The sequence below is a fragment of the Mesorhizobium sp. M0208 genome, assembly GCF_040322015.1.
GTDB lineage: Bacteria > Pseudomonadota > Alphaproteobacteria > Rhizobiales > Rhizobiaceae > Mesorhizobium.
The window spans coordinates 1-22,298 of record NZ_JAMYSP010000035.1; the positions used below are offsets into that span (position 1 = coordinate 1).

Consider the following 22,298-nt stretch of genomic DNA (forward strand, 5'->3'; position numbering starts at 1 on the left):
ACTGGCCCATCTGCTTCACTGCCATCGCGATTCCCTCCGAGCTTCGTCTCAGAGAATCACAATCAGCGAATTACGCAACAGGCCCACAAGGGGAGAAGGCAAGAGCTGCCGCTACTCCGCCTCCGCTACCATCTGCCGGCCGCCAACCCAGTCGCGCCATGCCCGCTCATCGCCATGGAACACGTTGAGGTCGATGCGGCCCCTCACCCCGTGCGACAGGCCGGAGCCGGAATATTGCCAGAACAGCCATTTGCGGCCGGGATAGACCTTTGACGGATGCGCGGCCACGGCGCGCAGCCAGAATGGATAATCGGGGAAGGCGCCGCGCAGATTGTCACGGTAGAAATCGGGCGCGGTGTAGATGATCGGGCGCTGGCCGTAGTGGCGCTCGAGCTTGTCCATGAACACCTGCATCTTTTCCAGCACCTTTTGCCGCGACGGGCGGCGCTTGCAGCTGGATTCGCCGTTCCACTCGACGTCGATCACCGGCGGCAGCGCGCCCTCGACCCTCGGCACGTTGCGGATGAACCAGTCGGCCTGCTCGCCGGCGGTGCGGCACCAGTAGAAGAAGTGATAGGCGCCGCGCTTCAGGCCGGCGGCGTCGGCATTGCGCCAGTTCCTGGTAAACATCGGGTCGATATGATCGCCGCCGTCGGTCGCCTTGATGTAGGCGAAGTTGGCGCCCTGGGCGCGCAGCTTTTGCCAGTTCACATTGCCCTGCCAGCGCGAAACGTCGACGCCATGGACGGCAAGGCGCCTCGGCGAGGAGGACTTACCGAAATTGATCGGCTTGGCGTCGCGAAAACCATAGCGCGTGACCGGCTCGGCAAGCATCGCCGGTGCTGCGCGTGTCAGCCGCTTCGGCGGCGACATCAGCGCGATGACCTCGGCCGGCGGTTCGATGTCCTGATCGGGCACGTTCATCGCGACCGGCTGTTCGTCGTGCTCCTGTTCGGCAAAAGCGGGCGCAGCATCAGTCTTCGCCACGGATGCCACCGGCGCGGGTGGCCGCACAACCGAGCTGGTGGTCTCGCCGGACGGCACTTGCAGCGCATCGACGCCGGAGGTCGACGTGCAGCCGGCAAGGCACAGCGCTGCGATCGAAAAGATGACGACGCCTGATAACCGCATCTGGACCTGTACGCAAAACACAACAGACCGAAGGCAGGACAACGCCGTCGGACAAACCAAGCTGGATTCCTAACAAGAAACTACCAACAAAGTTTGAATCGAATTGTTAGGGGGTTTGCATCGGAACGTTCGCCCGGACGGGGGTGCGCCATCCCCCAACGTTCGACCACGTGGCTGCCTCGCAATCCCGCTTGACAACTCACGGCATGAGATTAGTCTCCACTAATCTTACGGTGTAAGGCCATACTTGGGAGGAAGTCATGCAGCCCGCCGCCCTATCAGAATTGCAGCCCGTAGCCCCGCCCGAGCCACGCTCGCCCGCCATCGGGATCGACGAAATATCGCGCGATCTCAGCCGCGTTATCGAACGCGCCGAGGTCAATGCCTGGCTCGATCTCTATCGCGCCGCCCCGGCAGACTTTGCCGCAAGGCAAGGCCTTGCCATCGCCGAAGATGGCGATCTCGTCTGGACCACCTGCACGACGATCCCGTTCATCCATTTCAACTGCGTCAAGAATCTCGGTGTCGATAGCGCTGCCACCGAGAGCCGGCTCGACGCGCTTCTGGCGCATTATCGCGAGGCCGGTATTCTGCGGCCCTGGTTCTACACCAATCCGCATACCGAGCCCGCGACGCTCAGCTGCTGGCTCGAGGCACGCGGCCTGCAGCGTCAGGGCGGTTGGGAACGCATCTTTCGCGACGCCACGCCATTGCCAACGGAGCCGCTTTTCCCGTCGAAGGATGTCTCGGTCGAGCGGGTGACGTCGGCAACGGCAAGGGAATGGGCTGGGTTCATCGACAGCCAATATCGGTTGCCGACCTCACCATGGTTGCTAGCGCTGGCCGGCCGACGCGGCTGGCATCATTATATGCTGCGGCGGGACGGCGCGGTGGCGGCGGTGCGCTCGATGTTCATCGGTGCCGACGGCATGGCCTGGAGCGGCATCGACGCGCCGGTGCCCGGCATCATGGCGCCGAGCTTCGACCTCGATGCAATGCTCGGCGAAGCGATGGTGCGCGACGGACTTGCGGCCGGTGCAAAACTGTTCGTGGCCGACATCGAGGCGCGGCAGTGCGAACGCGACGGGCCGGCGTATCGCAACTATGCGCGCCTCGGCTTCAGGCTCGCTTATTTCCGCAGCCATTACAGCTATTTGCCGGCAAATTCCGGCTGACCGCTTCAAGACCTAGCCGCAAAGCCACAGCTTGTGGCAGGTCGTGGCCATAAGGTGGGCCGGCGGTACAAAACGATCGTTGACCGCCACATCATCGTCCGCCCGGCGGACCTTTTCCTCGAGCAGCGTGCGAAGTTCTGCCGGCTGCACGCGGTCGCGCTCCATCACCAGCTTGATCATCGGATCACTCAAGAGCTCGTCCAGGGTGTTGATGCTGTCGTTCATTCCGTCGCCTCCTCGACTGCCGCCCGCACGCAATAGATAGGCAGCAATGATGGCCCGCCAATGACGCTTTGCCGGCTATCTCGTGTCGCTTTGGATTAAATTTTACCCAGACTTCACCTCAAGCCGGAGGTGGCGCGCCTTCATATTGCGGCAGGCCGTCGTCGATCTGGACCCAGGGCTGCTTCGAGGCGGTCCAGATATGCATCTCAGGCCTGAACACCGAAGGATCATCGAGCGAGCCGGTCGTGATGCCGATGATGCCGGCGGAATCGCGCCGGGAAAACAGCGTCGTGCCGCAACGCGGGCAAAAGCCACGCTTGAGATCGGGCGAGGAATTCACCGTCGCCAGCGGACCGTCGACCGTCACATCGTCGATGCGGAACAGCACGCGCGCGTTGAAGGCGGCACCCAGTGCCTTCTGGCAGAGCCGGCAATGGCAGACGCGCTCATTGATCGGTGTCGCCTCGACATGGTAGCGCACCACACCGCACAAACACCCGCCCTGATATCTTGCCATCGCCCATGTCCCTTCCTGCGAGGATAGGCGATACCTATCGACAGGCGTGGCACCGTCAATTGAAAAGCTTTGATGGCGTCATCTAAAGCTGTGATCCGGGCCGATGGGCGATCGGCTGGATGCGCCGCGCCAAGGCCTCATCAACGAAATGCCGGCCATCTCGCGGGAGACGGCCGGCAGCCAATTGACTGGACGTCAGTTCGTTTCGTTGACGACCTCATCCCAAGTCTTGACCTTGGTCTCGCCATTGAGGAACGGCAGCGCGGCAGCTGTCAGTTCCGGCGCGAAGAACACGTCGTAATGAGTGCGGTTCGGCAGGATCGCCAGGCGGTTTTGCGACAGGTTCTCGCGCATCCAGCCGGCGTCCTTCAACCCGCCGCCAAGCATCTGGTAGAACTTGATCTCGTGCTCGGGCCGGTACATGTCACTGTCGCCGAACACCAGCATGACCGGCATTTTCAGCTTCGGCACGTCGGCAGAATAATCGTAGTCCTTGCGCATATAGGCGCCGAGCTGGTCGAGCAGTTTCGGAAAATCCTCCGGATGCGGCGCGACCGCGACGTAGGATTTGTACATCGGCGTGTCCTTCATCATGTCGGCCATCGCTGCGCCGACTTGTGCCTGCTGGCCACGCATCTCGGCATAGAAGCCGTCCGCGGCGTAGCCGGTCGAGACCAGGACGAGCCGGCGCACCACGTCGGGATGCTGCACGGCCATGCGGAAGGCGACGCCCCCACCCAGCGAATAACCCATGACGTCGACCTTGTCGTAGCCGAGCGCCTTGACGATCGCCGCCATGTCGTCGCCCATCGCCTCCAAGCTGAGCGGCCGGTCGCCGAGCGCGGTGCGGCCATGGCCCTGCAGGTCGACCCCGATGACGGTGCGGTCTTCGGTAAGCTTCGGCAGGATCGGCGCGAACATGTCGGTTGTGCCGAGACCGCCATGCAGCAGAAGCAGTGGCTCGCCCTTGCCATGGACGGCGTAATAATAGTTCAGGCCGTTGATCGGCAGCAGGCCGGACTTTTGCGGCTTCGGCAGTGTTGCGGTTGCGGTCGTCATGGCAGGCTTGGCCTCCTCTGCGTTGATGGTGCCCGGCGCGGCAAAGAGCGCGGCGGCCGAGGCGAAAATGGCAAAAAATATCGATCTGGACATATCAGTCTCCCTCTCTCGTTTGCATCAAAGTCGCTTGTGCATCAAAGTAGCTTGGCGACCTCCTCGAGCTGTTCGGCGCACTGGCCCCAGCCGTCGTGAAAACCCATTTTCTCGTGCTGTTCGCGGTCGGCGACCGACCAATGCGCAACCCGGGCGATGTAGCGGGTCTTGCCCTCGCCCTCGTCGTCGAAGGTCAGCACGACCGTCATGAACGGCTTTTCGGACGGCTCCCACGCCTTGGTATAGGCATCGGTGAAGACGAGCTTTTTGCCTGGTACGACTTCGAGGAAGATGCCTGGATTCGGGAACTCCTTGCCGTCGGGATCGGCCATGACCACAAGGGTGGAGCCACCGGTCCGCACATCCATTTCGGCGCGCGGCGTCGTCCACGGCTTCGGCGAGAACCATTGCGTCAACAGGTTCGGCTCGGTCCAGCAGCGATAGACGTTCTCGCGCGGCGCATCGATGATGCGGGCGAGAACCAGCTCGCGGTTGGAGTTGGGGGCGATGTCGAGCTTGGTGGTCATGGCGTTCCTCACACGTCGGTTTTGGCTTCCGTGTCTAGGACGAACCAACAAGACGCAAGCCGACACGGTCCGCGAAAAAATCCGCGGGACCGGAGATTCGAGCGACGGAACTGAATGGCTTCAGTGGCGCTTGGCTTGCACCAGATAGGCGTCGATCTCGGTCTCGCCGAGCCACTTGGCCGCTTCCAGCCGATGCAACCCTTCGACCAGGATATGACGCTTGCCGTCATGGCGCACCTGGATCGGCATCTTCATTCCGTTTTCCAGAATGTCCTCGGCCAGATGGCGGACGGTTTCGGGATGCAGCGTCTTCTTGCGCGCGGTCGGCACGTAGATATCGTTGACCCTGACCTTTTGCACTCTCAGCATATCGGCTCCCGTGGCGGACAACGCCGCCCTTTGTGAGATAGTCTGTTTGGCCGGCAAGGCCAAGGGAGCAGCCCGGCAATGGCTGGCCCGATCGTTTCCAATTGACGCTTGGCCGGCGGATGGCCGAAATGGCGGCCTTCGACCTTAGCGGTGTCCATGAACCATCTGCCGACCGAGTTTCCCGATTTCGGACTGACGCCGCAGCAGCGACGCCAGGCGGTGCGCAGCCATTACTGGGAATGGCCCGGTATGGATGGCGGGCGCGGCGAAATCTGGTGCTACAGCGACCGTTTTTCCTATCGCCCCGGCGAGATGGTGGCGCTGCATGTCAGTTCGACGGCCGCCGGTTTCGGCATCGCGATCATCCGCGACGGCGGCGCGGAAACGACAATGTTGGAAAGGACCGGGATTGCGGCGCGCTGGCAAGATACGCCGGATCAATGTTCGGTCGAAGGCTGCGGCTGGCAGGCGTCGTTCGAGTTTCGCATCGGCGACGACTGGCCATCCGGCGCCTATCGCGTCACGCTTGAAGCGGACGGTCGCGACGGCAAGCCGATCCGCTGTCATCACCTTTTCATCGTCTCGCCGCAGCCCGGCAAGAAACCCGGCCGCGTGCTGCAGGTCGCGGCCACCGGCACCTGGCTCGCCTACAACACATGGGGCGGTTCCAACCATTACGAAGGCATCACCGGGCCGGCCCGCGACCAGTATGCACGAATGGTGTCGACGCAGCGGCCTTGGTGCCGCGGGTTCGTCGTGCTGCCCAAGGATGCGCCGCGCGTGCCGCTCGAAGTCGCGGTGCCGCCGAAAACCGTGCCGCGCTATCCGCACATGGAATGGGCCTTTGCCACCGGCCATTCGAAGAAATACGCCTCAGCCGGCTGGGCAAGCTACGACAGCCATTTCTTCCGCTTCGCTGAGCGTTCCGGCTACGCCGTCGATCTCGCTAGCCAGCACGATCTGCATTTTTCGCCCGACATTCTCGACGGCTATGACTGCGTCGTCTTCGTCGGCCACGACGAATATTGGACCTGGGAAATGCGCGATGCGGTCGACACCTATGTCGAGCGCGGCGGTCATGCGGCGCGCTTTGCCGGCAACTTCATGTGGCAGACCAGGCTGGAGGACGAAGGCCGCCGGCAGGTCTGCTACAAATACCGCGCCCGCGCCGAGGACCCGGCCTATCGCGGCGGCGATATAAGGCGCGCCACCAATTCCTGGGAAGCGCCGGAAATCGGCCGGCCGGGTGCGGCGACCTTCGGCCTCAACTCGACAAGAGGCGTCTATGCCGGCTGGGGCGGCTGCGCGCCGCGCGGTGTGCGCGGCTTTCCGGTCTACCGGCCGGAGCATTGGGCCTTTGCCGGTACCGGCATCTACTATGGCGACCTGCTCGGCGCCGACAGCCATGTCTATGGCTATGAGGTCGATGGGCTCGATTTCGAGATCCGCGGCGGCCTGCCCTACCCGACGCCCGACAGCGGCGCACCGGACGGCCTGCAGGTGCTCGCGGTCGGCATGGCTGCCCAGGTCGAGGAAAGCGCCGACATCCCGTTCGAGGACCAGTTCCTCGGCGACGAGGACGGCCGCTTCACCGCCGAAACGCTGTTCGGCGAGGCGAGCGACGCCAATCTCGATAAGGTTAAGCGCGGCAACGGCATGATCGTCAATTTCCGGCGCGGCAAAGGCGAGGTGTTTCACGCCGGAAGCTGCGAATGGGTTGCCGGCCTGCTAAGGCAGGATGCGATGGTCGAGCGTGTTACCAGAAATGTCCTCGACCGCTATCTCGGAAAGTCATGACATGCTGAAGTCCCCTGCCCCGGAAGCCCGCGAAGCTTCGCATCTGTTTTATCTGTCCAGCCTGCGCCGGCCGCTGATCGACCGCGCCGAAGGCATCTACATGTGGACGCAGGATGGCCGCCGCTTCATCGACGGATCGAGCGGCCCGATGGTCGCCAATATCGGCCACTCCAATCGCAACGTGCTCGACGCGATGAAACGGCAGATGGACCGCGCCACCTTCGCCTACCGCCTGCATTTCGAGAACGAACCGGCAGAGGAGCTCGCGCGGCAACTGGCGGCCAAACTCCCCGAGGGCCTGGACCGCATCTTTTTCGTCTCCGGTGGCTCGGAGGCAACGGAATCCTGCGTCAAGCTGGCGCGGCAATGGGCGGTCGCCATCGGCCAGCCCAGCCGCTGGAAGGTGATCACGCGCTTTCCGTCCTATCATGGCGGCACGCTCGGCGCGCTCGCCGTCACCGGCGACGATGCGCTGGCCGAAACTTTTGCGCCGATGATGCAGCTCATGCCGACGGTTCCGGCGCCCACCGCCTGGCGTGACCGCGACAATCTTTCGATGGAACAGCGCGGTATCCGCTACGCCGACATGCTGGAGGAAAAGATCCTCGCCGAGGGATCGCAGAGCGTGCTCGCCTTCATCATGGAGCCGGTCGGCGGCGCTGCCACGGCAGCATTGGTGGCGCCCGACAGCTATTATCCGCGCATCCGCGAGATCTGCGATCGCTACGGCATCCTGCTCATCCATGACGAAGTGATGAGCGGTGCCGGCCGCACCGGAAAATTCCTTGGCGGCGACCACTGGAACTGCAAGCCAGACATCATCGCGCTGTCGAAGGGGCTGGGCTCGGGTTATGCCCCGCTCGGTGCGCTGGCGGCACCGATGCGGCTGGTGCAGCCATTGCTCGCGTCGGGCGGCTTCCAGCACGGCCATACCTATGCCGGCAATCCGCTCGCCTGCGCCGCCGGGCTCGCCGTGCTAGGTGAGATGGACCGTCTCGGCCTGATCGCCAACGCGGCTGTCATGGGCGAGCTATTGATGGACGAGCTGAAGGGATTGGCGAAGCGGTTTCCGTTCATCGCCGACGTCCGCGGCAAGGGCCTGCTCACCGGTGCCGAAATGGTCGCCGATCCGGACACGCTGAGGCCGATCGAGCCGGCGAAAAAGGCCACTCAGCGCCTGCTCGACCTCGCCTATGAGCGCGGCCTGATCATCTACGGACGCAAGGTCAAGGGCGGTGTCGACGGCGACAATTTCATGGTTGCGCCGCCGATGATCGTCACCGCCGCGCAGATCGGCGAGATCATATCCATCATCGGTGACGCGCTCGAGGTGCTGGCCGGCGAGCTCGACCTGCCGGTCGAAGGCTGAGGAACGAACCATGGCACCGCGCAAAGTCATCATCACCTGCGCCGTCACCGGGTCGGTGCACACCCCGTCGATGTCGCCGCATCTGCCAGTGACGCCGGACCAGATCGCCGCAGACGCAATCGCCGCCGCCGAGGCCGGCGCTTCGATCCTGCATCTTCATGCCCGCGACCCTAAGGATGGGCGGCCGACCGCCGACCCCGAGGTGTTCATGCAGTTCCTGCCGCGCATCAAGCAGGCGACCGATGCGGTGATCAACATCACCACCGGCGGATCGTCGCTGATGACGCTCGACCAGCGGCTGGCCGCGCCGCTCAGGGCCGAGCCGGAAATGAGTTCGCTCAATATGGGTTCGATGAACTTTGCGCTGTTCCCGATGCTCGAGCGGCCGCGGGAATGGCAGCACGAATGGGAGCCGAAACTGCTCGAGGCCACCCGCGACACGATCTTCAAAAACACCTTTGCCGACATGGAGACGGTGCTCGAGAAGCTCGGGCGCGGTTGCGGCACGCGCTTCGAATTCGAGTGCTACGATGTCGGCCATCTCTATTCGCTGGCGCATTTTCGCGATCGTGGGCTGGTGTCTGGACCTTTGTTCATCCAGTTTGTTTTGGGCATCCTTGGCGGCATCGGCGCCGATCCAGAAAACCTGATCCACATGAAGCGCATCGCCGACAAACTGTTCGGCGACAGCTACCAATTTTCGGTGCTGGCCGCCGGACGCCACCAGATGCCGATGATCTCGATTGCGGCGGCGATGGGCGGCAATGTCCGCGTCGGGCTGGAGGACAGCCTCTACGACGGGCGCCAACTCGCCAAGTCCAATGCCGACCAGGTGCGCCGCATCCGCAGCGTGCTCGACGGCTTGTCGCTGGAGGTCGCGACGCCGGCCGAGGCGCGGCAGATGCTGGCGCTCAAGGGCGGCGATCGCGTGGCGTTCTGAGATGCGGCCGTGACCAACCCACCGTCAAGAGACATCGTCATCCGCCCCGGCTGGGTGGAGGACGTCGAAACCATCCACGCCGCGCTCCTACGGCTCGGCGCGCATGTCGGCGCACATCAGGAGATCACCTCGACAGCTCGGGATCTCCGCACCTATGGCTTTGGCGAGAAGCCTGCCTTCTCGACCCTGATCGCCGAGGTCGGCGGCGAGTTTGCCGGGCTTTGCCTGCATTTTCCAATCTTCTCGACATGGATGGGACGGCCCGGCGTCTATGTGCAGGACCTCTATGTCGAGGACCGTTTTCGCGGCCGCAGGATCGGCGAGCACCTGCTGCGCCGGGTCGCGGCGCAATGCCGGAAGGACGGCGGCGTCTATCTCAAGCTGTCTGTCGATACCGACAACGAGACCGCCAAGGCTTTTTACGAACGGTTGGGCATTGCCTGGTCCAGCTACGAGCAGGTGCAGAAGATCGTCGGCGACGCCTTTTTCGCCTTCGCCGATGCACCGGAGGAGCCAACATGAAAGCCTTCTATGCCGAAGAACAGAAGCGCCACGACCCGAAGGCGTTCCTCTCCAGCGGCGCGCCGCAGCCCAATCCGGAAAAGCCGGAACGGGTCGAGCGATTGTTGGCCGGCGCAAAGGCTGCCGGCTGCACGATCGAACGGCCGCGGGATCACGGACTCGGCCCTATTGCCGCGGTACATACGCCGGAATATCTCGATTTCCTTCACCATATCTTCGCGCGCTGGCAGCGCATCGAGGGCGCCTCGGCCGAGGTCATCCCCAACATCCACCCGATCGCGCGGAACGGCTCCTATCCGGCCTCGGCGGTCGGCCAAGCCGGCTACCACATGGCCGACACAGCCTGCCCGATCTCCGGCGAGACGTGGCAGAGCGCGCTTTGGAGCGCCTGGAGCGCGGTTGAAACCGCCGAGGCGGTGATGTTGGGAGCGCCGGCCGCCTACGCGCTGTGCCGGCCGCCCGGCCATCACGCCTTTGCCGACGTCGCCGGCGGCTTCTGCTTCATCAACAATTCGGCGGTCGCCGCACAGGCTCTACGCAAGCAGGCAGCGCGGGTGGCGATCCTCGATGTCGACCTGCATCACGGCAACGGGACGCAAGGCATCTTCTATGCCCGGCCGGACGTGCTCACCGTGTCGCTGCATGCCGACCCGGCGCGGTTCTATCCGTTTTTCTGGGGCTATGCGGACGAGCGCGGCGAAGGCGCCGGCCTCGGCTACAATCTCAACCTGCCGCTGCCGCGCAAATCCGGCGATGCGGCTTTCCTCGAAGCACTGGCGGCAGCGTTCCAGCGCATCGACGCCTTCTCGCCCGATGCGCTTGTGGTCGCGCTGGGCCTAGACGCCTTCGAAGGTGATCCGTTCGGCGGGCTGTCGGTGAGCACGCCTGGTTTTTCGCGCATTGGCGAGGCGATCGCCCGGCTCGGCCTGCCAACGGTCATCGTCCAGGAAGGCGGTTATCTCTGCGATGAGCTCGGCGACAATCTCACCGCCTTCCTCACCGGTTTTGGCGGCGCCCACAAGCGATGATCCGTCGGCGTGGCCCGCTCAGGATCGCTCCTGCCTCAGCATGGCGACAACGCGGTGCACGCTCTCCAGCGTCTCGTCGATCTCGGCTGCAGTGTTGTAATGAGCGATGCCGATGCGCACCACGCCCTGCTCGGCCGGAATGCCGAGCTGGTGGACGATCTCCCAGGCGTAGTTGTGGCCGGACCACAGGAAGATGTTTTCCGCATTCATCTGCCGCACGACCGTCTCCGGCACTATGCCTTCGACAGTGAACGACACCGTCGGCACACGCTCATCGATCCGCTTCGGATCGGTGATGCCGTGGATGGTCAGGCCGGCAATATCCGACAGACCGTCGATCAACTGTTGCGTCAGCGGGTTCTCGTAAGCGATTGAGACTTCGAAGGCCTTGGCGATTTTCCGCCGACGCGACCCTTGCGCGCCAGCTGCCGCTCCCAACTCGGCAAAATAATCGATAGCCGCCGACAGGCCGGCCATCAATTCAATTTGCAGCGTGCCGAGCTCGAAGCGCTCCGGCAAGGCATTGGACGAGCAACGGCATTTATACGGCTTAAGCGCATCGATAACGCCCAGCCTGCCCCACAAAATTCCCATATGCGGGCCGAAGAACTTGTACGCCGAGCAGATCAGGAAATCGCAGCCGAGGTTTTGGACGTCGATCAGACCATGCGGCGCGAACTGGACGGCATCGACGTAGACCAACGCACCAGCCCGCCTAGCGATGCCGGTCAACGCCTTCACCCGGTTGATCGACCCGGTGAGATTGCTGGCGTAGTTGAGCGCGACGAGCCGCGTCCTCTCGGAAAGCAACGCGGCGAGCGCCGCCTCCTCGATCTGCCAGCTCTGCTGGTCGAAAGGCAGCCAGCGCACGACAAGGCCAAGGTCTTCAGCCAGTTGCAGCCAGGGTGAGACGTTGCCCTCATGGTCCATGCGGGTGAGGATGATCTCGTCCCCGGGCTTCATCGTGCGGCCGAGCGTTCGCGACATGTGGTAGGTCAATGTCGTCATGTTGGCACCGACGATAATTTCCGGCGGACTTGCCGCACCCAGGAAATCGGCCATCGCCAGATGGGCCTCGTCGACAATGTCCTGTGCCGCAATGGTGGTCTCGAAGAAGCCGCCGAGGTTGGCATTGGTGGTCAGCAGGCAGCGTGACACCGCGTCCGCCACCGACTGCGGCACCTGCGTGCCGGCAGGATTGTCGAGATAAATGCGCCGGCGGCCCTTGTCGGTCAGCGACAAAGCCGGAAATTTCGCGCGCACCGCGTCGATCCGGAAGCCCATGGCTGTTCCCCTCTCCTTATGACGATCGGACAACCACGCCCGACGCATCAAGGGCACGGATTGCCGACGCGCTGGTGGATCGCATCAACGGCTTTCTGCATGTCCTCGGTCCAGACCACGTCGGCGGAAGAGAGCGCCATTTCGAGTTGCGAAATGGTGGTGGCGCCGATGATGTTCGAGGTGACCAAGGGCCGGTTCGAGACATAGGCATTGGCAAACAGCGCCGGCTCCATGCCGAAGGTGCGCGCCAACCGGTTGTATTCGAGCTGCACCTCGGCAGCATTCGGCGTCTCGTAGCGCTGGCCGCGGTTGAACAACTGCGAGCGCGAGCCCTGCGGCCGCGCGCCATGATCGTATTTGCCGGTCAAATAGCCTTGCGCCAGCGGTGAATAGGCAAGCAGCGACACCTGCTCGCGCTCGCAGACTTCGGCAAGGTTCACCTCGAAGGTGCGATTGACGAAATTATAGGCGTTCTGCAGCGAGGCGACGCGCGGGCCGAGGCCCTTGTCGGCTTCGGCAATGAAACGCATGACGCCCCAGGAATTCTCGTTCGACAGGCCGAAATGGCGGATCTTGCCGGCCTTCACCAGTTCATCAAATACGGCAAGCGTCTCGGCGATCGGCGTCTCGCCTTCCGGCACACCGGCGGCATCGGAGCGTCGCGGCAAGGTGCCGATGCGGTTCGGATTGGCGCCCCACGGCACGTCGCGTTCCGGCCAATGGATCTGATATAGGTCGATGTAATCGGTGTTGAGCCTGGCGAGTGACTTATCAATAGCGTCGAAGATATCGGCGCGCACCAGCTTAGACGAGCGGTCGCCGCGAAACCAAGTGTTGGCGGTGCGACCAACTACCTTCGAGGCGACGATCACTTGGTCCCGATTGCGCTTCTCCTTCATCCAATTGCCGATGATTGTCTCGGTACGGCCTTGTGTCTCCGCCTTGGGTGGGATCGGATAGAGTTCGGCGGTGTCGATGAAATTGACACCGCGAGCAAACGCCAGATCCATCTGGGCGTGACCGTCCGCCTCGGTGTTCTGCTGGCCCCAAGTCATCGATCCGAGGCAGATTTGCGACACGAAAAGATCGGTCTGGCCGAGACGGCGTTTGTGCATGGAGTTTCTCCGGCGGGAATTTTGCGCGGCTGCGCGAGGAGGAAGCAATAGCATACAGGAAAGCGCCGCCCGCTTCCAAGCCCACCGACGGCAGGCCAGGCGACTTTCCAGGATGCCGGCGAACGGAGTTTTTCGCTGCGTCTAACAAAAAACCGGCCAAGTGCCGGGACTGAGGCCTACGCTCGAAGCACCGCCGAAGTTTCGCCGGAACAGCCGAATTATGTCAAAAAAGATCAGGGCAGCATGGCTGCCATGCGAATGCTGCACTGCACAATTGTCATGATCTGCCTATATTGACGGCCGTGGAGGTTCAATAAGGGGCTTGAATCATGGGATTCTTCACTGAAATGTTCGCCCGTCCGCGTCCGCGGGAACAACTGCGTTATCGTGCGGCACTGGCGCTGCTCCATTCGATGAGCAATGCCGATCGCGCCGATATCGGCGTCAAGCCGGCCGATTTCCCGCGCATCGCTCGGGAAATGTCCGTACGCTAAACAGCGCGCCGTGAGAATCCCGCCGCAGCGGGATATCTCACGAGCTAATCTCAACGCAATCCGAGGAAGATCGACTTGCCCAATGGCACGCCGTTGTGGCGCAGGATGTCGTAGGCGGTGGTCAGGTGGAAGTAGAAATTGGGCATGGCGGCATGCAGCAGATACTGCATTCCCGGCATCGAAACCTCGCGCCCGGCAAGCCGCAGTTCGACCATCCTGTCATCTGAACCATCGAATTCGGCCGCCGAAAATGTCGCGAGATAGTCGAGCGTCTTGGTAAGGCGGGCCTGCAGATCAACGAAGCTCGTCTCATTATCCTCGTATTTTGGCACCTCACGCCCGGCAAGCCGCGACGGCGCGCCCTTGGCGTGATCGGTGGCAATCTGTACCTGCCTGGTCAGCGCAAACATGTCCGGCGCCAGCCTCGCCGTCAGATACACCTGCGGATCAATCTTGCGATCAGCCGCATTTTGCTCGGCAATGTTCAGCACATTGGCTAGTGACTTCAGCCTCGCCGAAAATACCGGCACGGATGCTTCATACATTGATATGGTCACAAGAAATCTCCACGGGGCCCTACTGCCTATGGCGAGAGGTAGCGCTTTCGCAGGCGATTGTTCAAGCGCCACCACGTCGCCGCGATCGATATGATAGGATTTTTTATCGAGTGGAGGTTCCCGATGAGACGCGCCCTTTTTGCAGCGACCGCCTTTATCTCTCTTGCCGTTGCCGGCCAATCGGCGCTCGCCGCAGACGCGCCTTATATCGACGACAGGTCGAATGCCGAGGCGGTGATCCGGTCGCTTTATAGTGCCATCAGCCGGCACGAATTCGCGCGCGCCTGGGACTATTTCGGCGACACCAAGCCGGCCAAGGATTTCAATTCCTTCGTCAAAGGCTATGACGGCACGGACACGGTCGAAGTGAAAACCGGTGGCGTATCCGAAGACGGGGCTGCCGGCAGCATCTACTACAGCGTTCCGGTCGCCATCCGGGCGACGGCCAAGGACGGCAGCGAGAATGTCTTTGCCGGCTGCTATACGCTGCGCCAGATCAACGCCTCGATCCAGGAACCGCCATTTCGCTCGATCTTCATCGACAAGGGTGCGCTGAAACCCTCAAAGGCCGATTTTGAGGATGCCGTGCCGGCAAGCTGCGGCGAAGGACCGCCGCCGCCGAAGAAGGACGCAGCGCTTGAGCAGGCCAACAAGGCGTTTGCCGCGACTTATGGCGACCAGTGCGACAAGGATCTTTTGGCGCAGAAGCCGGACATTTTCTCGATCCACTACAAGGACAAGGATGCGGCTGCCAGCGATCCCGAAAGCGAAACGCGGCTTTTCCATTTCGCCTGCTCGGCCGCGGCCTACAACGAAAACTCGATCTATTACATGAGCGACGACGTGCTTGGCGTAAGACAATTGCAGTTCGCCGAACCTGAAATGGACATCCGCTACGAGAACAATGACAGCGACGGCAAATTGCTGGGCATGACCATAGTTGGCTTCCAGACCTCCGGCTGGGCAACCAATTCCGATTACGACGAAGAGACCAAGACGATCACCACCTTCAACAAATGGCGTGGCATCGGCGATGCCTCTTCGTCGGGGACCTATCTGTTTCGCAACGGCGATTTTTCCCTGGTCCAGTACGACGTCGACGCGTCTTATGACGGCGAGGAAAATCCGCAGACGGTCGTCGACTACAATACCGCGCCTTAAGGGGCCTTCGACAACATCCAGTTGAGCGTGCCGCGCCAGTCGGTCATGCGGATGGGCGTGCCGTGCGTGCCGGTCTCGAAGCGGACGAAGCGCGTGGGATAGCTCTTCGATTTGGCCAGGATGGAGCGGAAGAAGGCTTCCTGTTTCTCGATTGGAAACACCGGGTCCTTGCTGCCTTGGCCGAAGAAGACCGGCACACGACGCTTGAAGGCGGGGCTTGAGAAGAAACTCTCGTCCCATAGCGAGCCGAGCAGCAGCAGCCCGTCGATGCGCCGGCCGGTATCATTGCGGGCGGCCAGCTTCCAGCATAATGAGCCGCCCATCGAGCCGCAGGCGACGAAGATTTTTGCGCTCGGCGATTGTTCGGCATAGTGGTCGATCAGCGCGGCGATCTGGGCGGCACCTGTGTCGCCGAAATCGGAAAAGTCCGGCGATAGATAGAGACCGCCGTTGCCCGCCATCAGGTTCTTGATGCGATTGAAATTACCGCCGAAGGTAAAGTCGTCGGTGCCCTGCTTACGGCTGCCGCCCTGCCCGTGCAGATAAAGCACGATGATGCTGGCGCCCCCGGTCTTGCCGACGGCAATGTGGCGGACATCGCCGGCGTCGGTCTTCAGCAAGAGATCCTGCTGCACCTTGCGCACGCCGGTTTCGGTGTATTGCGCGTGCACACGACGCTCAGGCACTTCGTCACGAGCGTTGATGTCGCGCAGCTCACGATAATCGACCACCGTATAGGCGCCGTTGCTCTCGGACGAGAGTGTGACCGGATAGGCGAACAGATCGTCCTTGAAGGGTTTGAGTTCGAGAGCGTTGGCGTAGGCGACACAAAAGAGCTGCAAAAGAATCGCCATCGGCAGGGCCGGGAGGCCAGAGGGGGGCAAGCGGAACCGGAAGCAGGAACGAAAGGCCATCCCTCAGCCATGCGTTTTTCGGCTTCGGTTTGTCAATCCTGCAGCACGCCGCCGGCGCCTTCCAGCGCCTCGCGCGTGTCGACATCGATCGCTGCCCCTTCGCCGATCTCGACATCGATGACGTCGAGCCCTTCGGCCTCGACCAGATGGCGGGCGCCGGTATCGCCTTGGAGGTGAGCGATCGCGGCAAACAGCGAACGCGGCAGCAGCACCGGATTGCCGCGCCGCCCAGCGTGCGAGGCCCGCACCACCGATCGGCCTTCGGACCTGCGGAACGCCTCGATCAGCCTGTCGAGGTCGGCCGAGGCGACGCCGGGCATATCGCCGAGGACAATCATGGCGCCGGCGGCGTCGCCGGAAATCTTGGCGATGCCGGCCTTTAGCGACGAAGACAGACCCTCGGCGAAATCCGGATTGTCGGCGAAGGTCACATCGAGGCCAGACAGTGCACTGCGCACGCGCTCGCTCTGGTGGCCGGTGACGACGATGGTGGCCGCGGCTTTCGAACCGACTGCGCGTTCGGCGGTGCGGCGGACCAGAGGCTTGCCATCGAACAGTGCCAAGAGCTTGTTCGGCCCGCCCATGCGGCTGGAGCGGCCGGCGGCCAGAAGCACGATCTCGACCTTTGGTTCGGCTTTGGCCGGCAACGGCTCGCGCGGTTGCGGCCGCGTCGGAATTTCCATCAACAGCCCGCCGACACCCATGCCGGCAATATCCCTGGCGGTCACGTCGAGACCGGCGATCAGCCGGTCGAGCACCCAGTCGAAGCCGTTCTCCTTGGGACTGCGGGCGCAGCCCGGCGCACCGATGATGCGCTTGCCGCCGAGTGTGCCGAGCACCAGCAGATTGCCGGGATCGACCGGCATACCGGCGCGGATGACAGTGCCGCCGGCCCTTTCGATCGCAGCAGGAACGACGTCGCCGAAATCGGCCATCGCCGAAGCGCCGAAGATCACCACCATATCGTTGTCGCGGATCAGCGAGGCCGCAGCCTCGGCGACGGGGATAATTTCATGCGGCGTTCGACGCTCCGCCGTCAGCCTGCCGCCCGAACGCGCCAGGCGTGCTTCGGTGACGCGCAGCGTCTTGTCGAGCACGCTGGGTTTGATGCCGGGCAGCACCGTCTGGATGACGCCGACGCGCACCGGCTGATAGGCGTTGACCGCAAAGATCTCGCCGCCCGCGCAGATCCTTGCCACCGCATCGACCAAAGCGGAGGCGACCGCAAACGGAATGATCTTCACCGTTGCTACCATCTGACCTTTTTCGACCGGCGCATGCTGCGCGAGCGTGGCGATGGTGATCGTCGGATCGACGGCGTTGATGGCGTCGATCATCGCCGCGTCGACGGTGAACATGCCGGCAGCCTGCGCGTGGAGGTTGACCCTACCTGTCGCGGCAGGCTTCGCCTCGATGTTGCGATGGATCATACATGCGGCGATCTTTTCAGCGGCGACGTCCTCGCTGAGATCATCGGGCGCCAACACCGCCGCGACGACCTCGGAAATGCCAGCGGCCTTCAACAGGGACACATCCCCGGCGCTTAACCGGTGCGCCTTGCGGTAGCGGCGCTCTCCGGCTGTAGTGGCGTGCGCAAGCACTGCCCCTTCGGCCGCATCGATCGCAACGGGACCAAATTTCACGCGACCGCGCCTTTGGATTCGAGGCCGCGGGAGCGAAAGGCATGGATCGCTTGCGCCAACACCGCGACGGCAATCTCGGCCGGGCTGGCAGCTCCAATGTCGAGGCCGATCGGGGCATGAATGCGGGCGATCTGGTCGGCTGTCGCCCCCGAAGCCAGCAGGCGTTCCACACGTTTGGCGTGGGTCTTGCGGCTGCCGAGCGCGCCGACATAAAAGCAGCCGGCGTCGAGCGCCGCCTTCAACGCGAAATCGTCGATCTTCGGATCGTGGGTGAGAGCAGCCAGCGCCGTATAGTTATCGAGCGGCTGACGCGTCAGCACATCCTGTGGCCATTCGGCATGCAGCGCGATATCGGGAAAACGATCGGGCGTGGCAAAGGCCGTGCGCGGATCGATGATCTCGACAGGATAGCCGGCGATCCTGGCCATCGGTGCCAGCGCCTGGCTGATGTGGACGGCGCCGATCACCACCAGGCGCGGCTGCGGCAGATGTGCGTTGAGGAAGAACGTGCGCCCCTCAGCTTCGACCGAACCGGAATTGCCCGTGCGAAATGCCTTGGCGACGGCCGCCCCGAGTTCACCGGCTACCCGGTCTCCCTCGCGCACGACACGGTCGCGGCCGTCGCCGAGATCGGTGACCAGGATTGCCGCGCGGCGGGCGCGGCGTTCGGCGTTGAGTGTCTTCAGCGCATAGGGATCCATTCGAGATCAACCCAATCTTTCTACATAGACCTTGATGCGGCCGCCGCATGACAGGCCGACTTGCCAGGCGGTCTCGTCTGCGACGCCGAATTCGAGCATTTTGGCCTTGCCGCTATCGATAACCTCGAGCGCCTCGGTGACTACGGCGCCTTCGACGCAGCCGCCCGAGACGGAGCCGTGGAAATTGCCTTCGGCGTCGATGACCAGGTGGCTGCCGACCGGCCGCGGCGCCGAGCCCCAGGTCTCGACCACGGTGGCAATGGCGACATCCTTGCCGTCCTTCATCCAGCCCTCCGCGATGATCAGCGGGTCGCGAGCCTCATCGAGATAGATACTGCGTTCCATGATTTCTCCCTGAGAGACATGTGGTTATGCGACGCGCTTCACGCCAGCCTCGATCCACCCGCGCGGGTCGACCGAACCCATAAACAGCACGGTTGCCAGCGACCGGTTCCGCCACATAATCCGCACGGGGCAACAGATCGAGCGTCTCGTCGATCATCCGCGGCGCCGGACGCGGTTTTCCACTCGGTCATTCTGTCTCCGCGGGCGCAGCCATCTGAAAGCCTCTACAGAGCGTGGTAGCCGCGGTTGTGATAGATCAGCGGCCGCAAGTTATCGCCGATGCGCAAACCTGTAACCTTGCCAAAAAGCACACGGTGCGTGGCCAGATCCTTGGAGTCGATCAGTTCGCAGTCGAAGACGGCGAGCGCGCCCTTCAGCGTCGGCGCACCAGTCGAGATCACGTCCCATTCGGCCAACGCGAAACGCTCCTCGACCGGCAGGCCGGTCATGCCGGAAAAGCCGATCGACAGCGGCTCCTGATCCGAAGCCAGCGTGTTCAGGGCAAATTTGCCGTTTTCCACGAACGGCTCATTCTTGGGATTTTCGCGATTGAGGCAGACCAGGATCGTTGGCGGCGTGTCCGACACCGAGCAGGCCGCGATCACCGTCGCGCCGCGCCTGCCGGCGGGGCCATCGGTGGTGACTACATGCACATGACCGGCAAAATGGGCCATCGCGTCGCGGTAGGCCTGCGGCCCGATGTCATTCTTCTTCAGCACCGATGATTTTCCACTAGTCAGAACCAACCGTTATATATGGGGGGATATTGCAGCCCACAAGCGAAGTGCTTGACGTATATCCTGGATTCCCGTGTTGCGCCAAAGCTGGCCAGCCTTTAGGTCTTGACGGCATTGGCGCCGGCAGAACACGCGATCGGCGCGGAGGAATTCTTCGCTCGCATGCGACCTTGGACAACCACAATAGCGGTGCTGGCCTGGCTCTCGGTCGCCGGTGGTGCGAGCGCCGAGAGGCTGCGGGTCGGCGTCGCGGCACCGCTGTCGGGGCCGTCGGCGATCCTCGGCAAACAGATCGAGGCTGGCGCGACAACGGCGGCTGAAGCGAACGACGCCGAAATCACGACGATCGATGACGCCTGCACGGCCGATGGTGGCGCCGCCGCCGCGCGGGAGTTAACCGCGGCCAAGGTCAACGTCGTCATCGGGTTTTTGTGCACCGACGCAATCGAGGCGGCTCTGCCGATCCTCAAGGATGCCGGCATACCGGTGATCACAGTCGGCGTTCGCACGGAAAGCCTGACCGACCGGCGCGCCAAGACGGGATGGCCGATCTATCGTCTCGGGCCGCGCGGCGACGACGAGCGCAATGCCGTCGCTGCCATCCTCACCCGCCTATGGCAGGCCGAGCTGTTCGCCATCGTCGACGACGGCACGATCTATGGCCGCGAAATGGCCGAGACGTTTCGGGCAGCCGCCGAGCAAGCGGCTCTGAAGCCGGTGTTCGTCGACACGTTCCGGCCGCAGCTCGACAACCAGATCGGCCTGATCGGCCGACTTAAGAAAGCCGGCGCAACGCATGTCTTTGCCGGCGGCGACGGCGATGATGTCGCCATTATGGGCCGGGATGCTGGCCAGCTAAATACCGGCATGGTGTTTGCCGGCGGCGAAGCGTTGCGCGCGCCGCTCGGCGATGTGCCTTATGCCATCGGCACGCTGATGATCGCGCCGCCCGAATGGGCCGATGTCGCCGACCCCAAGGTGCTGCAGAGCTTTGCCGGGCAAAACATCGTGCCGGAAGGTTACACCCTGCCCGCCTATGCCGCGGTCGAGATCGCCAAGTCGGCTTCGGCATTGACGCAAAGCTCAGGCGAGAGACTGGCCAACGTGCTGACCGCGCATGACTTCACCACGGCGATCGGACCGATCCGCTTTGACGAAAAGGGTGACCTGACGCAAAATCCTTATCGAGCCTACCGTTTCGACGGCGGCCGTTTCGTGCCGGCGGAGAGCCAATGATGTCCAGCACGGGGATGTTCCGTACGGGTCCACGCAATCTCATCACCGACGTCGCCGGCCTGCGTGTCGGCAATGCGGCGAATGCGAAGCTGAAATCCGGCGTGACCACCGTCATCTGCGACGAGCCGGCCGTGGCCGGCGTGCAAATCCTGGGCGGTGCGCCAGGCACCCGCGAAACCGACCTGCTCGAGCCGCACAATTCGATCCACGCCATCCATGCCGTGGTGCTTTCGGGCGGCTCGGCTTTTGGCCTTGACGCCGCGTCGGGGGCGCAGGCGGCCTTGCGCGAAAGAGGCATCGGCGTCGAGGTCGGCGGCTTTCGGGTGCCGATCGTGCCGGCGGCGATCCTGTTCGACCTGCGCAATGGCGGCGACAAGGATTGGGGCCGGTATCCGCCTTACCGTGACCTTGGCTACGAAGCCGCGCAAGCCGCCGCGATCGACTTTGCCCTCGGCACGGCCGGCGCAGGTAGCGGGGCTTTGAGCTCCGGCCTGAAGGGCGGGCTCGGTTCGGCCTCGACAGTGCTGGACAGCGGCGTCACCATCGGCGCGCTCGCCGCCGTCAACCCGACCGGCTCGGTGACGGTCGCCGGGACCCGCCATTTCTGGGCGGCACCGTTCGAGATCGGCGACGAGTTCGGCGGCTTAGGCTATCCCCACCCGATGCCTGACGATGCCAGAAAGATCCTGCTGAAGTTCCGTGACAAGCATGCCGCAGAGCAGGCGGAAACCGGCGCCAACACGACCATCGCCTTGATCGCCACCGATGCGGTACTCACGAAGGCCGCCGCCAAACGCCTGGCGATATCAGCGCATGACGGCTTTGTCCGTGCCATTTGGCCGACGCACACGCCCGCAGACGGCGATCTGGTCTTCGCGCTGGCAACGGGCAAGAGCGGCATCGAGCTCAGGCCCAACGATGCAATCGATCTCTACGCCGCCGCCGGCGCCACGATGGCGCGCGCCATCAGCCGCGGCGTCTTTGCCGCGACGCCGGCCGAGGGCGATCTGTTCCCGGTCTGGTCGTCGCGCTGACCGCGCAGTGCTTATTCGGATTTGCCGTAATCAGACTGGACTTATGATCAGGTGGGGTCGGATTTTTCTTCCTCGAACGTGACCGCAACGTCTGAGTTTGCCGACAGCCGCACCTTCTGGCCCTCGACCTCGGCGACAAGGCTGAGAGGAATGAAGTGGTGATGACCCCTGTGAGCGCCCTCACCGCTGTCGCGCTTGGTCAGCTTGATGCGATCTCCGTCAACCTTGTCGACAGTACCGACATGGACCCCGTCGGCGCCGATCACTTCCATACGTTCGCGAATCTTGGCTGCATCTGTCATGGGGGTCTCCCTTATAGCGCCGC

The 22,298-nt window shown here is 63.1% G+C and carries 24 protein-coding genes and 2 pseudogenes; 10 read left to right on the forward strand and 16 right to left on the reverse strand.

Annotated features, from left to right (window positions below):
• Positions 1–111: 111 nt before the first annotated feature.
• Positions 112–897 (reverse strand): annotated as a pseudogene (locus NKJ17_RS26360) (glycoside hydrolase family 25 protein); the annotation flags it as partial.
• A gap of 90 nt (positions 898–987) precedes the next feature.
• Positions 988–1,131 (reverse strand): annotated as a pseudogene (locus tag NKJ17_RS34120) (glycoside hydrolase family 25 protein); the annotation flags it as partial.
• Positions 1,132–1,391: 260 nt separating this feature from the next.
• Here NKJ17_RS34120 and NKJ17_RS26365 point away from each other — a divergent pair.
• Positions 1,392–2,306, forward strand: a complete 915-nt coding sequence (locus NKJ17_RS26365) for a hypothetical protein (RefSeq protein WP_352509963.1) — start codon at positions 1,392–1,394, stop codon at positions 2,304–2,306.
• Between the two features lie 12 nt (positions 2,307–2,318).
• Here NKJ17_RS26365 and NKJ17_RS26370 read toward each other — a convergent pair whose 3' ends face one another.
• The 5 genes from NKJ17_RS26370 to NKJ17_RS26390 form a co-directional block, all read right to left on the reverse strand.
• On the reverse strand, positions 2,319–2,531 hold the full coding sequence (locus tag NKJ17_RS26370) for a hypothetical protein (protein ID WP_023717422.1): 213 nt from the start codon (positions 2,529–2,531) through the stop codon (positions 2,319–2,321).
• Between the two features lie 118 nt (positions 2,532–2,649).
• A complete protein-coding gene (locus NKJ17_RS26375; RefSeq protein ID WP_352509964.1) occupies positions 2,650–3,048 on the reverse strand; it encodes a GFA family protein in 399 nt (132 codons plus the stop codon).
• 195 nt (positions 3,049–3,243) lie between these two features.
• Positions 3,244–4,200 (reverse strand): alpha/beta fold hydrolase, encoded by a 957-nt coding sequence (locus tag NKJ17_RS26380; protein WP_352509965.1) that lies wholly within the window; start codon positions 4,198–4,200, stop codon positions 3,244–3,246.
• Positions 4,201–4,241: 41 nt separating this feature from the next.
• The gene (locus NKJ17_RS26385; RefSeq protein ID WP_352509966.1) at positions 4,242–4,727 is read right to left on the reverse strand and encodes an SRPBCC family protein; all 486 of its coding nucleotides are present in this window, start codon (positions 4,725–4,727) and stop codon (positions 4,242–4,244) included.
• Between the two features lie 120 nt (positions 4,728–4,847).
• Positions 4,848–5,096 (reverse strand): ParB N-terminal domain-containing protein, encoded by a 249-nt coding sequence (locus NKJ17_RS26390; RefSeq protein WP_023674751.1) that lies wholly within the window; start codon positions 5,094–5,096, stop codon positions 4,848–4,850.
• Positions 5,097–5,252: 156 nt separating this feature from the next.
• Here NKJ17_RS26390 and NKJ17_RS26395 point away from each other — a divergent pair, with 156 nt between their 5' ends.
• From NKJ17_RS26395 to NKJ17_RS26415, 5 genes are read left to right on the forward strand one after another with little or no spacing between them, the layout of a single operon-like run.
• Positions 5,253–6,893, forward strand: a complete 1,641-nt coding sequence (locus NKJ17_RS26395) for a N,N-dimethylformamidase beta subunit family domain-containing protein (RefSeq protein ID WP_352690840.1) — start codon at positions 5,253–5,255, stop codon at positions 6,891–6,893.
• A gap of 1 nt (position 6,894) precedes the next feature.
• A complete protein-coding gene (locus NKJ17_RS26400; protein ID WP_352506403.1) occupies positions 6,895–8,262 on the forward strand; it encodes an aminotransferase family protein in 1,368 nt (455 codons plus the stop codon).
• Between the two features lie 10 nt (positions 8,263–8,272).
• Positions 8,273–9,202: a 3,5-dioxohexanoate:acetyl-CoA acetone transferase gene (kce, locus tag NKJ17_RS26405; protein ID WP_352506404.1), complete on the forward strand. Its 930-nt coding sequence runs from the start codon at positions 8,273–8,275 to the stop codon at positions 9,200–9,202.
• 9 nt (positions 9,203–9,211) lie between these two features.
• Positions 9,212–9,724: a GNAT family N-acetyltransferase gene (locus tag NKJ17_RS26410; protein ID WP_352506405.1), complete on the forward strand. Its 513-nt coding sequence runs from the start codon at positions 9,212–9,214 to the stop codon at positions 9,722–9,724.
• Entirely contained in the window at positions 9,721–10,752 is a 1,032-nt protein-coding gene (locus NKJ17_RS26415) for a histone deacetylase family protein (RefSeq protein WP_352506406.1), read from the forward strand. Before NKJ17_RS26410 ends, NKJ17_RS26415 begins: the two co-directional genes overlap by 4 nt.
• 18 nt (positions 10,753–10,770) lie before the next feature.
• Here the strand turns inward: NKJ17_RS26415 and NKJ17_RS26420 are convergent, their stop codons facing one another.
• Together NKJ17_RS26420 and NKJ17_RS26425 are read right to left on the reverse strand one after the other, a co-directional pair.
• Complete coding sequence (locus tag NKJ17_RS26420; protein WP_352690844.1) at positions 10,771–12,036, reverse strand: cysteine desulfurase-like protein; 1,266 nt, start codon at positions 12,034–12,036, stop codon at positions 10,771–10,773.
• Between the two features lie 47 nt (positions 12,037–12,083).
• On the reverse strand, positions 12,084–13,151 hold the full coding sequence (locus tag NKJ17_RS26425) for an aldo/keto reductase (protein WP_352506408.1): 1,068 nt from the start codon (positions 13,149–13,151) through the stop codon (positions 12,084–12,086).
• 329 nt (positions 13,152–13,480) lie between these two features.
• Here NKJ17_RS26425 and NKJ17_RS26430 point away from each other — a divergent pair, with 329 nt between their 5' ends.
• Positions 13,481–13,645 (forward strand): hypothetical protein, encoded by a 165-nt coding sequence (locus NKJ17_RS26430; protein ID WP_352506409.1) that lies wholly within the window; start codon positions 13,481–13,483, stop codon positions 13,643–13,645.
• A 50-nt stretch (positions 13,646–13,695) separates the two neighbouring features.
• Here the strand turns inward: NKJ17_RS26430 and NKJ17_RS26435 are convergent, their stop codons facing one another.
• Entirely contained in the window at positions 13,696–14,202 is a 507-nt protein-coding gene (locus NKJ17_RS26435) for a DUF1993 domain-containing protein (RefSeq protein ID WP_254817666.1), read from the reverse strand.
• A 123-nt stretch (positions 14,203–14,325) separates the two neighbouring features.
• Here NKJ17_RS26435 and NKJ17_RS26440 point away from each other — a divergent pair, with 123 nt between their 5' ends.
• Positions 14,326–15,363 carry a DUF1176 domain-containing protein gene (locus NKJ17_RS26440; protein ID WP_352506410.1) on the forward strand — a complete coding sequence of 346 codons (1,038 nt, stop codon included), beginning with the start codon at positions 14,326–14,328 and terminating at the stop codon, positions 15,361–15,363.
• Here NKJ17_RS26440 and NKJ17_RS26445 read toward each other — a convergent pair.
• The 5 genes from NKJ17_RS26445 to NKJ17_RS26465 all read right to left on the reverse strand — a co-directional run bounded on the left by NKJ17_RS26445 (position 15,360) and on the right by NKJ17_RS26465 (position 19,685).
• Entirely contained in the window at positions 15,360–16,217 is an 858-nt protein-coding gene (locus tag NKJ17_RS26445) for an alpha/beta hydrolase family protein (protein WP_352506411.1), read from the reverse strand. The two genes, NKJ17_RS26440 and NKJ17_RS26445, sit on opposite strands and share 4 nt — an antisense overlap.
• Positions 16,218–16,309: 92 nt before the next feature.
• Positions 16,310–17,920 (reverse strand): NTP transferase domain-containing protein, encoded by a 1,611-nt coding sequence (locus NKJ17_RS26450; RefSeq protein WP_352506412.1) that lies wholly within the window; start codon positions 17,918–17,920, stop codon positions 16,310–16,312.
• Positions 17,917–18,621 (reverse strand): XdhC family protein, encoded by a 705-nt coding sequence (locus NKJ17_RS26455; RefSeq protein ID WP_352506413.1) that lies wholly within the window; start codon positions 18,619–18,621, stop codon positions 17,917–17,919. The genes NKJ17_RS26450 and NKJ17_RS26455 overlap by 4 nt, the downstream gene beginning before the upstream one ends.
• A gap of 6 nt (positions 18,622–18,627) precedes the next feature.
• Complete coding sequence (locus NKJ17_RS26460) at positions 18,628–18,966, reverse strand: XdhC family protein (RefSeq protein WP_352506414.1); 339 nt, start codon at positions 18,964–18,966, stop codon at positions 18,628–18,630.
• 224 nt (positions 18,967–19,190) lie between these two features.
• Positions 19,191–19,685, reverse strand: a complete 495-nt coding sequence (locus NKJ17_RS26465) for a flavin reductase (RefSeq protein ID WP_352506415.1) — start codon at positions 19,683–19,685, stop codon at positions 19,191–19,193.
• A gap of 180 nt (positions 19,686–19,865) precedes the next feature.
• Between NKJ17_RS26465 and NKJ17_RS26470 the strand changes: the two genes are divergently transcribed.
• Both NKJ17_RS26470 and NKJ17_RS26475 read left to right on the forward strand, forming a co-directional pair.
• Positions 19,866–20,939 (forward strand): branched-chain amino acid ABC transporter substrate-binding protein, encoded by a 1,074-nt coding sequence (locus NKJ17_RS26470; protein ID WP_352506416.1) that lies wholly within the window; start codon positions 19,866–19,868, stop codon positions 20,937–20,939.
• A 14-nt stretch (positions 20,940–20,953) separates the two neighbouring features.
• Positions 20,954–21,973 carry a P1 family peptidase gene (locus tag NKJ17_RS26475; protein ID WP_352506565.1) on the forward strand — a complete coding sequence of 340 codons (1,020 nt, stop codon included), beginning with the start codon at positions 20,954–20,956 and terminating at the stop codon, positions 21,971–21,973.
• Positions 21,974–22,020: 47 nt separating this feature from the next.
• On the opposite strand, the gene NKJ17_RS26480 is transcribed toward NKJ17_RS26475, so the two are convergent.
• Complete coding sequence (locus NKJ17_RS26480) at positions 22,021–22,275, reverse strand: DUF2171 domain-containing protein (protein ID WP_254817658.1); 255 nt, start codon at positions 22,273–22,275, stop codon at positions 22,021–22,023.
• Positions 22,276–22,298: the final 23 nt, after the last annotated feature.

Excerpts from the sequence above, each read along its gene's own strand:
- NKJ17_RS26365 (WP_352509963.1), top strand. The coding sequence starts at position 1,392 with ATGCAGCCCGCCGCCCTATCAGAATTGCAGCCCGTAGCCCCGCCCGAG.
- NKJ17_RS26370 (WP_023717422.1), bottom strand. The coding sequence starts at position 2,531 with ATGAACGACAGCATCAACACCCTGGACGAGCTCTTGAGTGATCCGATG.
- NKJ17_RS26375 (WP_352509964.1), bottom strand. The coding sequence starts at position 3,048 with ATGGCAAGATATCAGGGCGGGTGTTTGTGCGGTGTGGTGCGCTACCAT.
- NKJ17_RS26380 (WP_352509965.1), bottom strand. The coding sequence starts at position 4,200 with ATGTCCAGATCGATATTTTTTGCCATTTTCGCCTCGGCCGCCGCGCTC.
- NKJ17_RS26385 (WP_352509966.1), bottom strand. The coding sequence starts at position 4,727 with ATGACCACCAAGCTCGACATCGCCCCCAACTCCAACCGCGAGCTGGTT.
- NKJ17_RS26390 (WP_023674751.1), bottom strand. The coding sequence starts at position 5,096 with ATGCTGAGAGTGCAAAAGGTCAGGGTCAACGATATCTACGTGCCGACC.
- NKJ17_RS26395 (WP_352690840.1), top strand. The coding sequence starts at position 5,253 with ATGAACCATCTGCCGACCGAGTTTCCCGATTTCGGACTGACGCCGCAG.
- NKJ17_RS26400 (WP_352506403.1), top strand. The coding sequence starts at position 6,895 with ATGCTGAAGTCCCCTGCCCCGGAAGCCCGCGAAGCTTCGCATCTGTTT.
- kce (WP_352506404.1), top strand. The coding sequence starts at position 8,273 with ATGGCACCGCGCAAAGTCATCATCACCTGCGCCGTCACCGGGTCGGTG.
- NKJ17_RS26415 (WP_352506406.1), top strand. The coding sequence starts at position 9,721 with ATGAAAGCCTTCTATGCCGAAGAACAGAAGCGCCACGACCCGAAGGCG.
- NKJ17_RS26420 (WP_352690844.1), bottom strand. The coding sequence starts at position 12,036 with ATGGGCTTCCGGATCGACGCGGTGCGCGCGAAATTTCCGGCTTTGTCG.
- NKJ17_RS26425 (WP_352506408.1), bottom strand. The coding sequence starts at position 13,151 with ATGCACAAACGCCGTCTCGGCCAGACCGATCTTTTCGTGTCGCAAATC.
- NKJ17_RS26430 (WP_352506409.1), top strand. The coding sequence starts at position 13,481 with ATGGGATTCTTCACTGAAATGTTCGCCCGTCCGCGTCCGCGGGAACAA.
- NKJ17_RS26440 (WP_352506410.1), top strand. The coding sequence starts at position 14,326 with ATGAGACGCGCCCTTTTTGCAGCGACCGCCTTTATCTCTCTTGCCGTT.
- NKJ17_RS26445 (WP_352506411.1), bottom strand. The coding sequence starts at position 16,217 with ATGGCGATTCTTTTGCAGCTCTTTTGTGTCGCCTACGCCAACGCTCTC.
- NKJ17_RS26455 (WP_352506413.1), bottom strand. The coding sequence starts at position 18,621 with ATGGATCCCTATGCGCTGAAGACACTCAACGCCGAACGCCGCGCCCGC.
- NKJ17_RS26460 (WP_352506414.1), bottom strand. The coding sequence starts at position 18,966 with ATGGAACGCAGTATCTATCTCGATGAGGCTCGCGACCCGCTGATCATC.
- NKJ17_RS26470 (WP_352506416.1), top strand. The coding sequence starts at position 19,866 with ATGCGACCTTGGACAACCACAATAGCGGTGCTGGCCTGGCTCTCGGTC.
- NKJ17_RS26475 (WP_352506565.1), top strand. The coding sequence starts at position 20,954 with ATGTTCCGTACGGGTCCACGCAATCTCATCACCGACGTCGCCGGCCTG.
- NKJ17_RS26480 (WP_254817658.1), bottom strand. The coding sequence starts at position 22,275 with ATGACAGATGCAGCCAAGATTCGCGAACGTATGGAAGTGATCGGCGCC.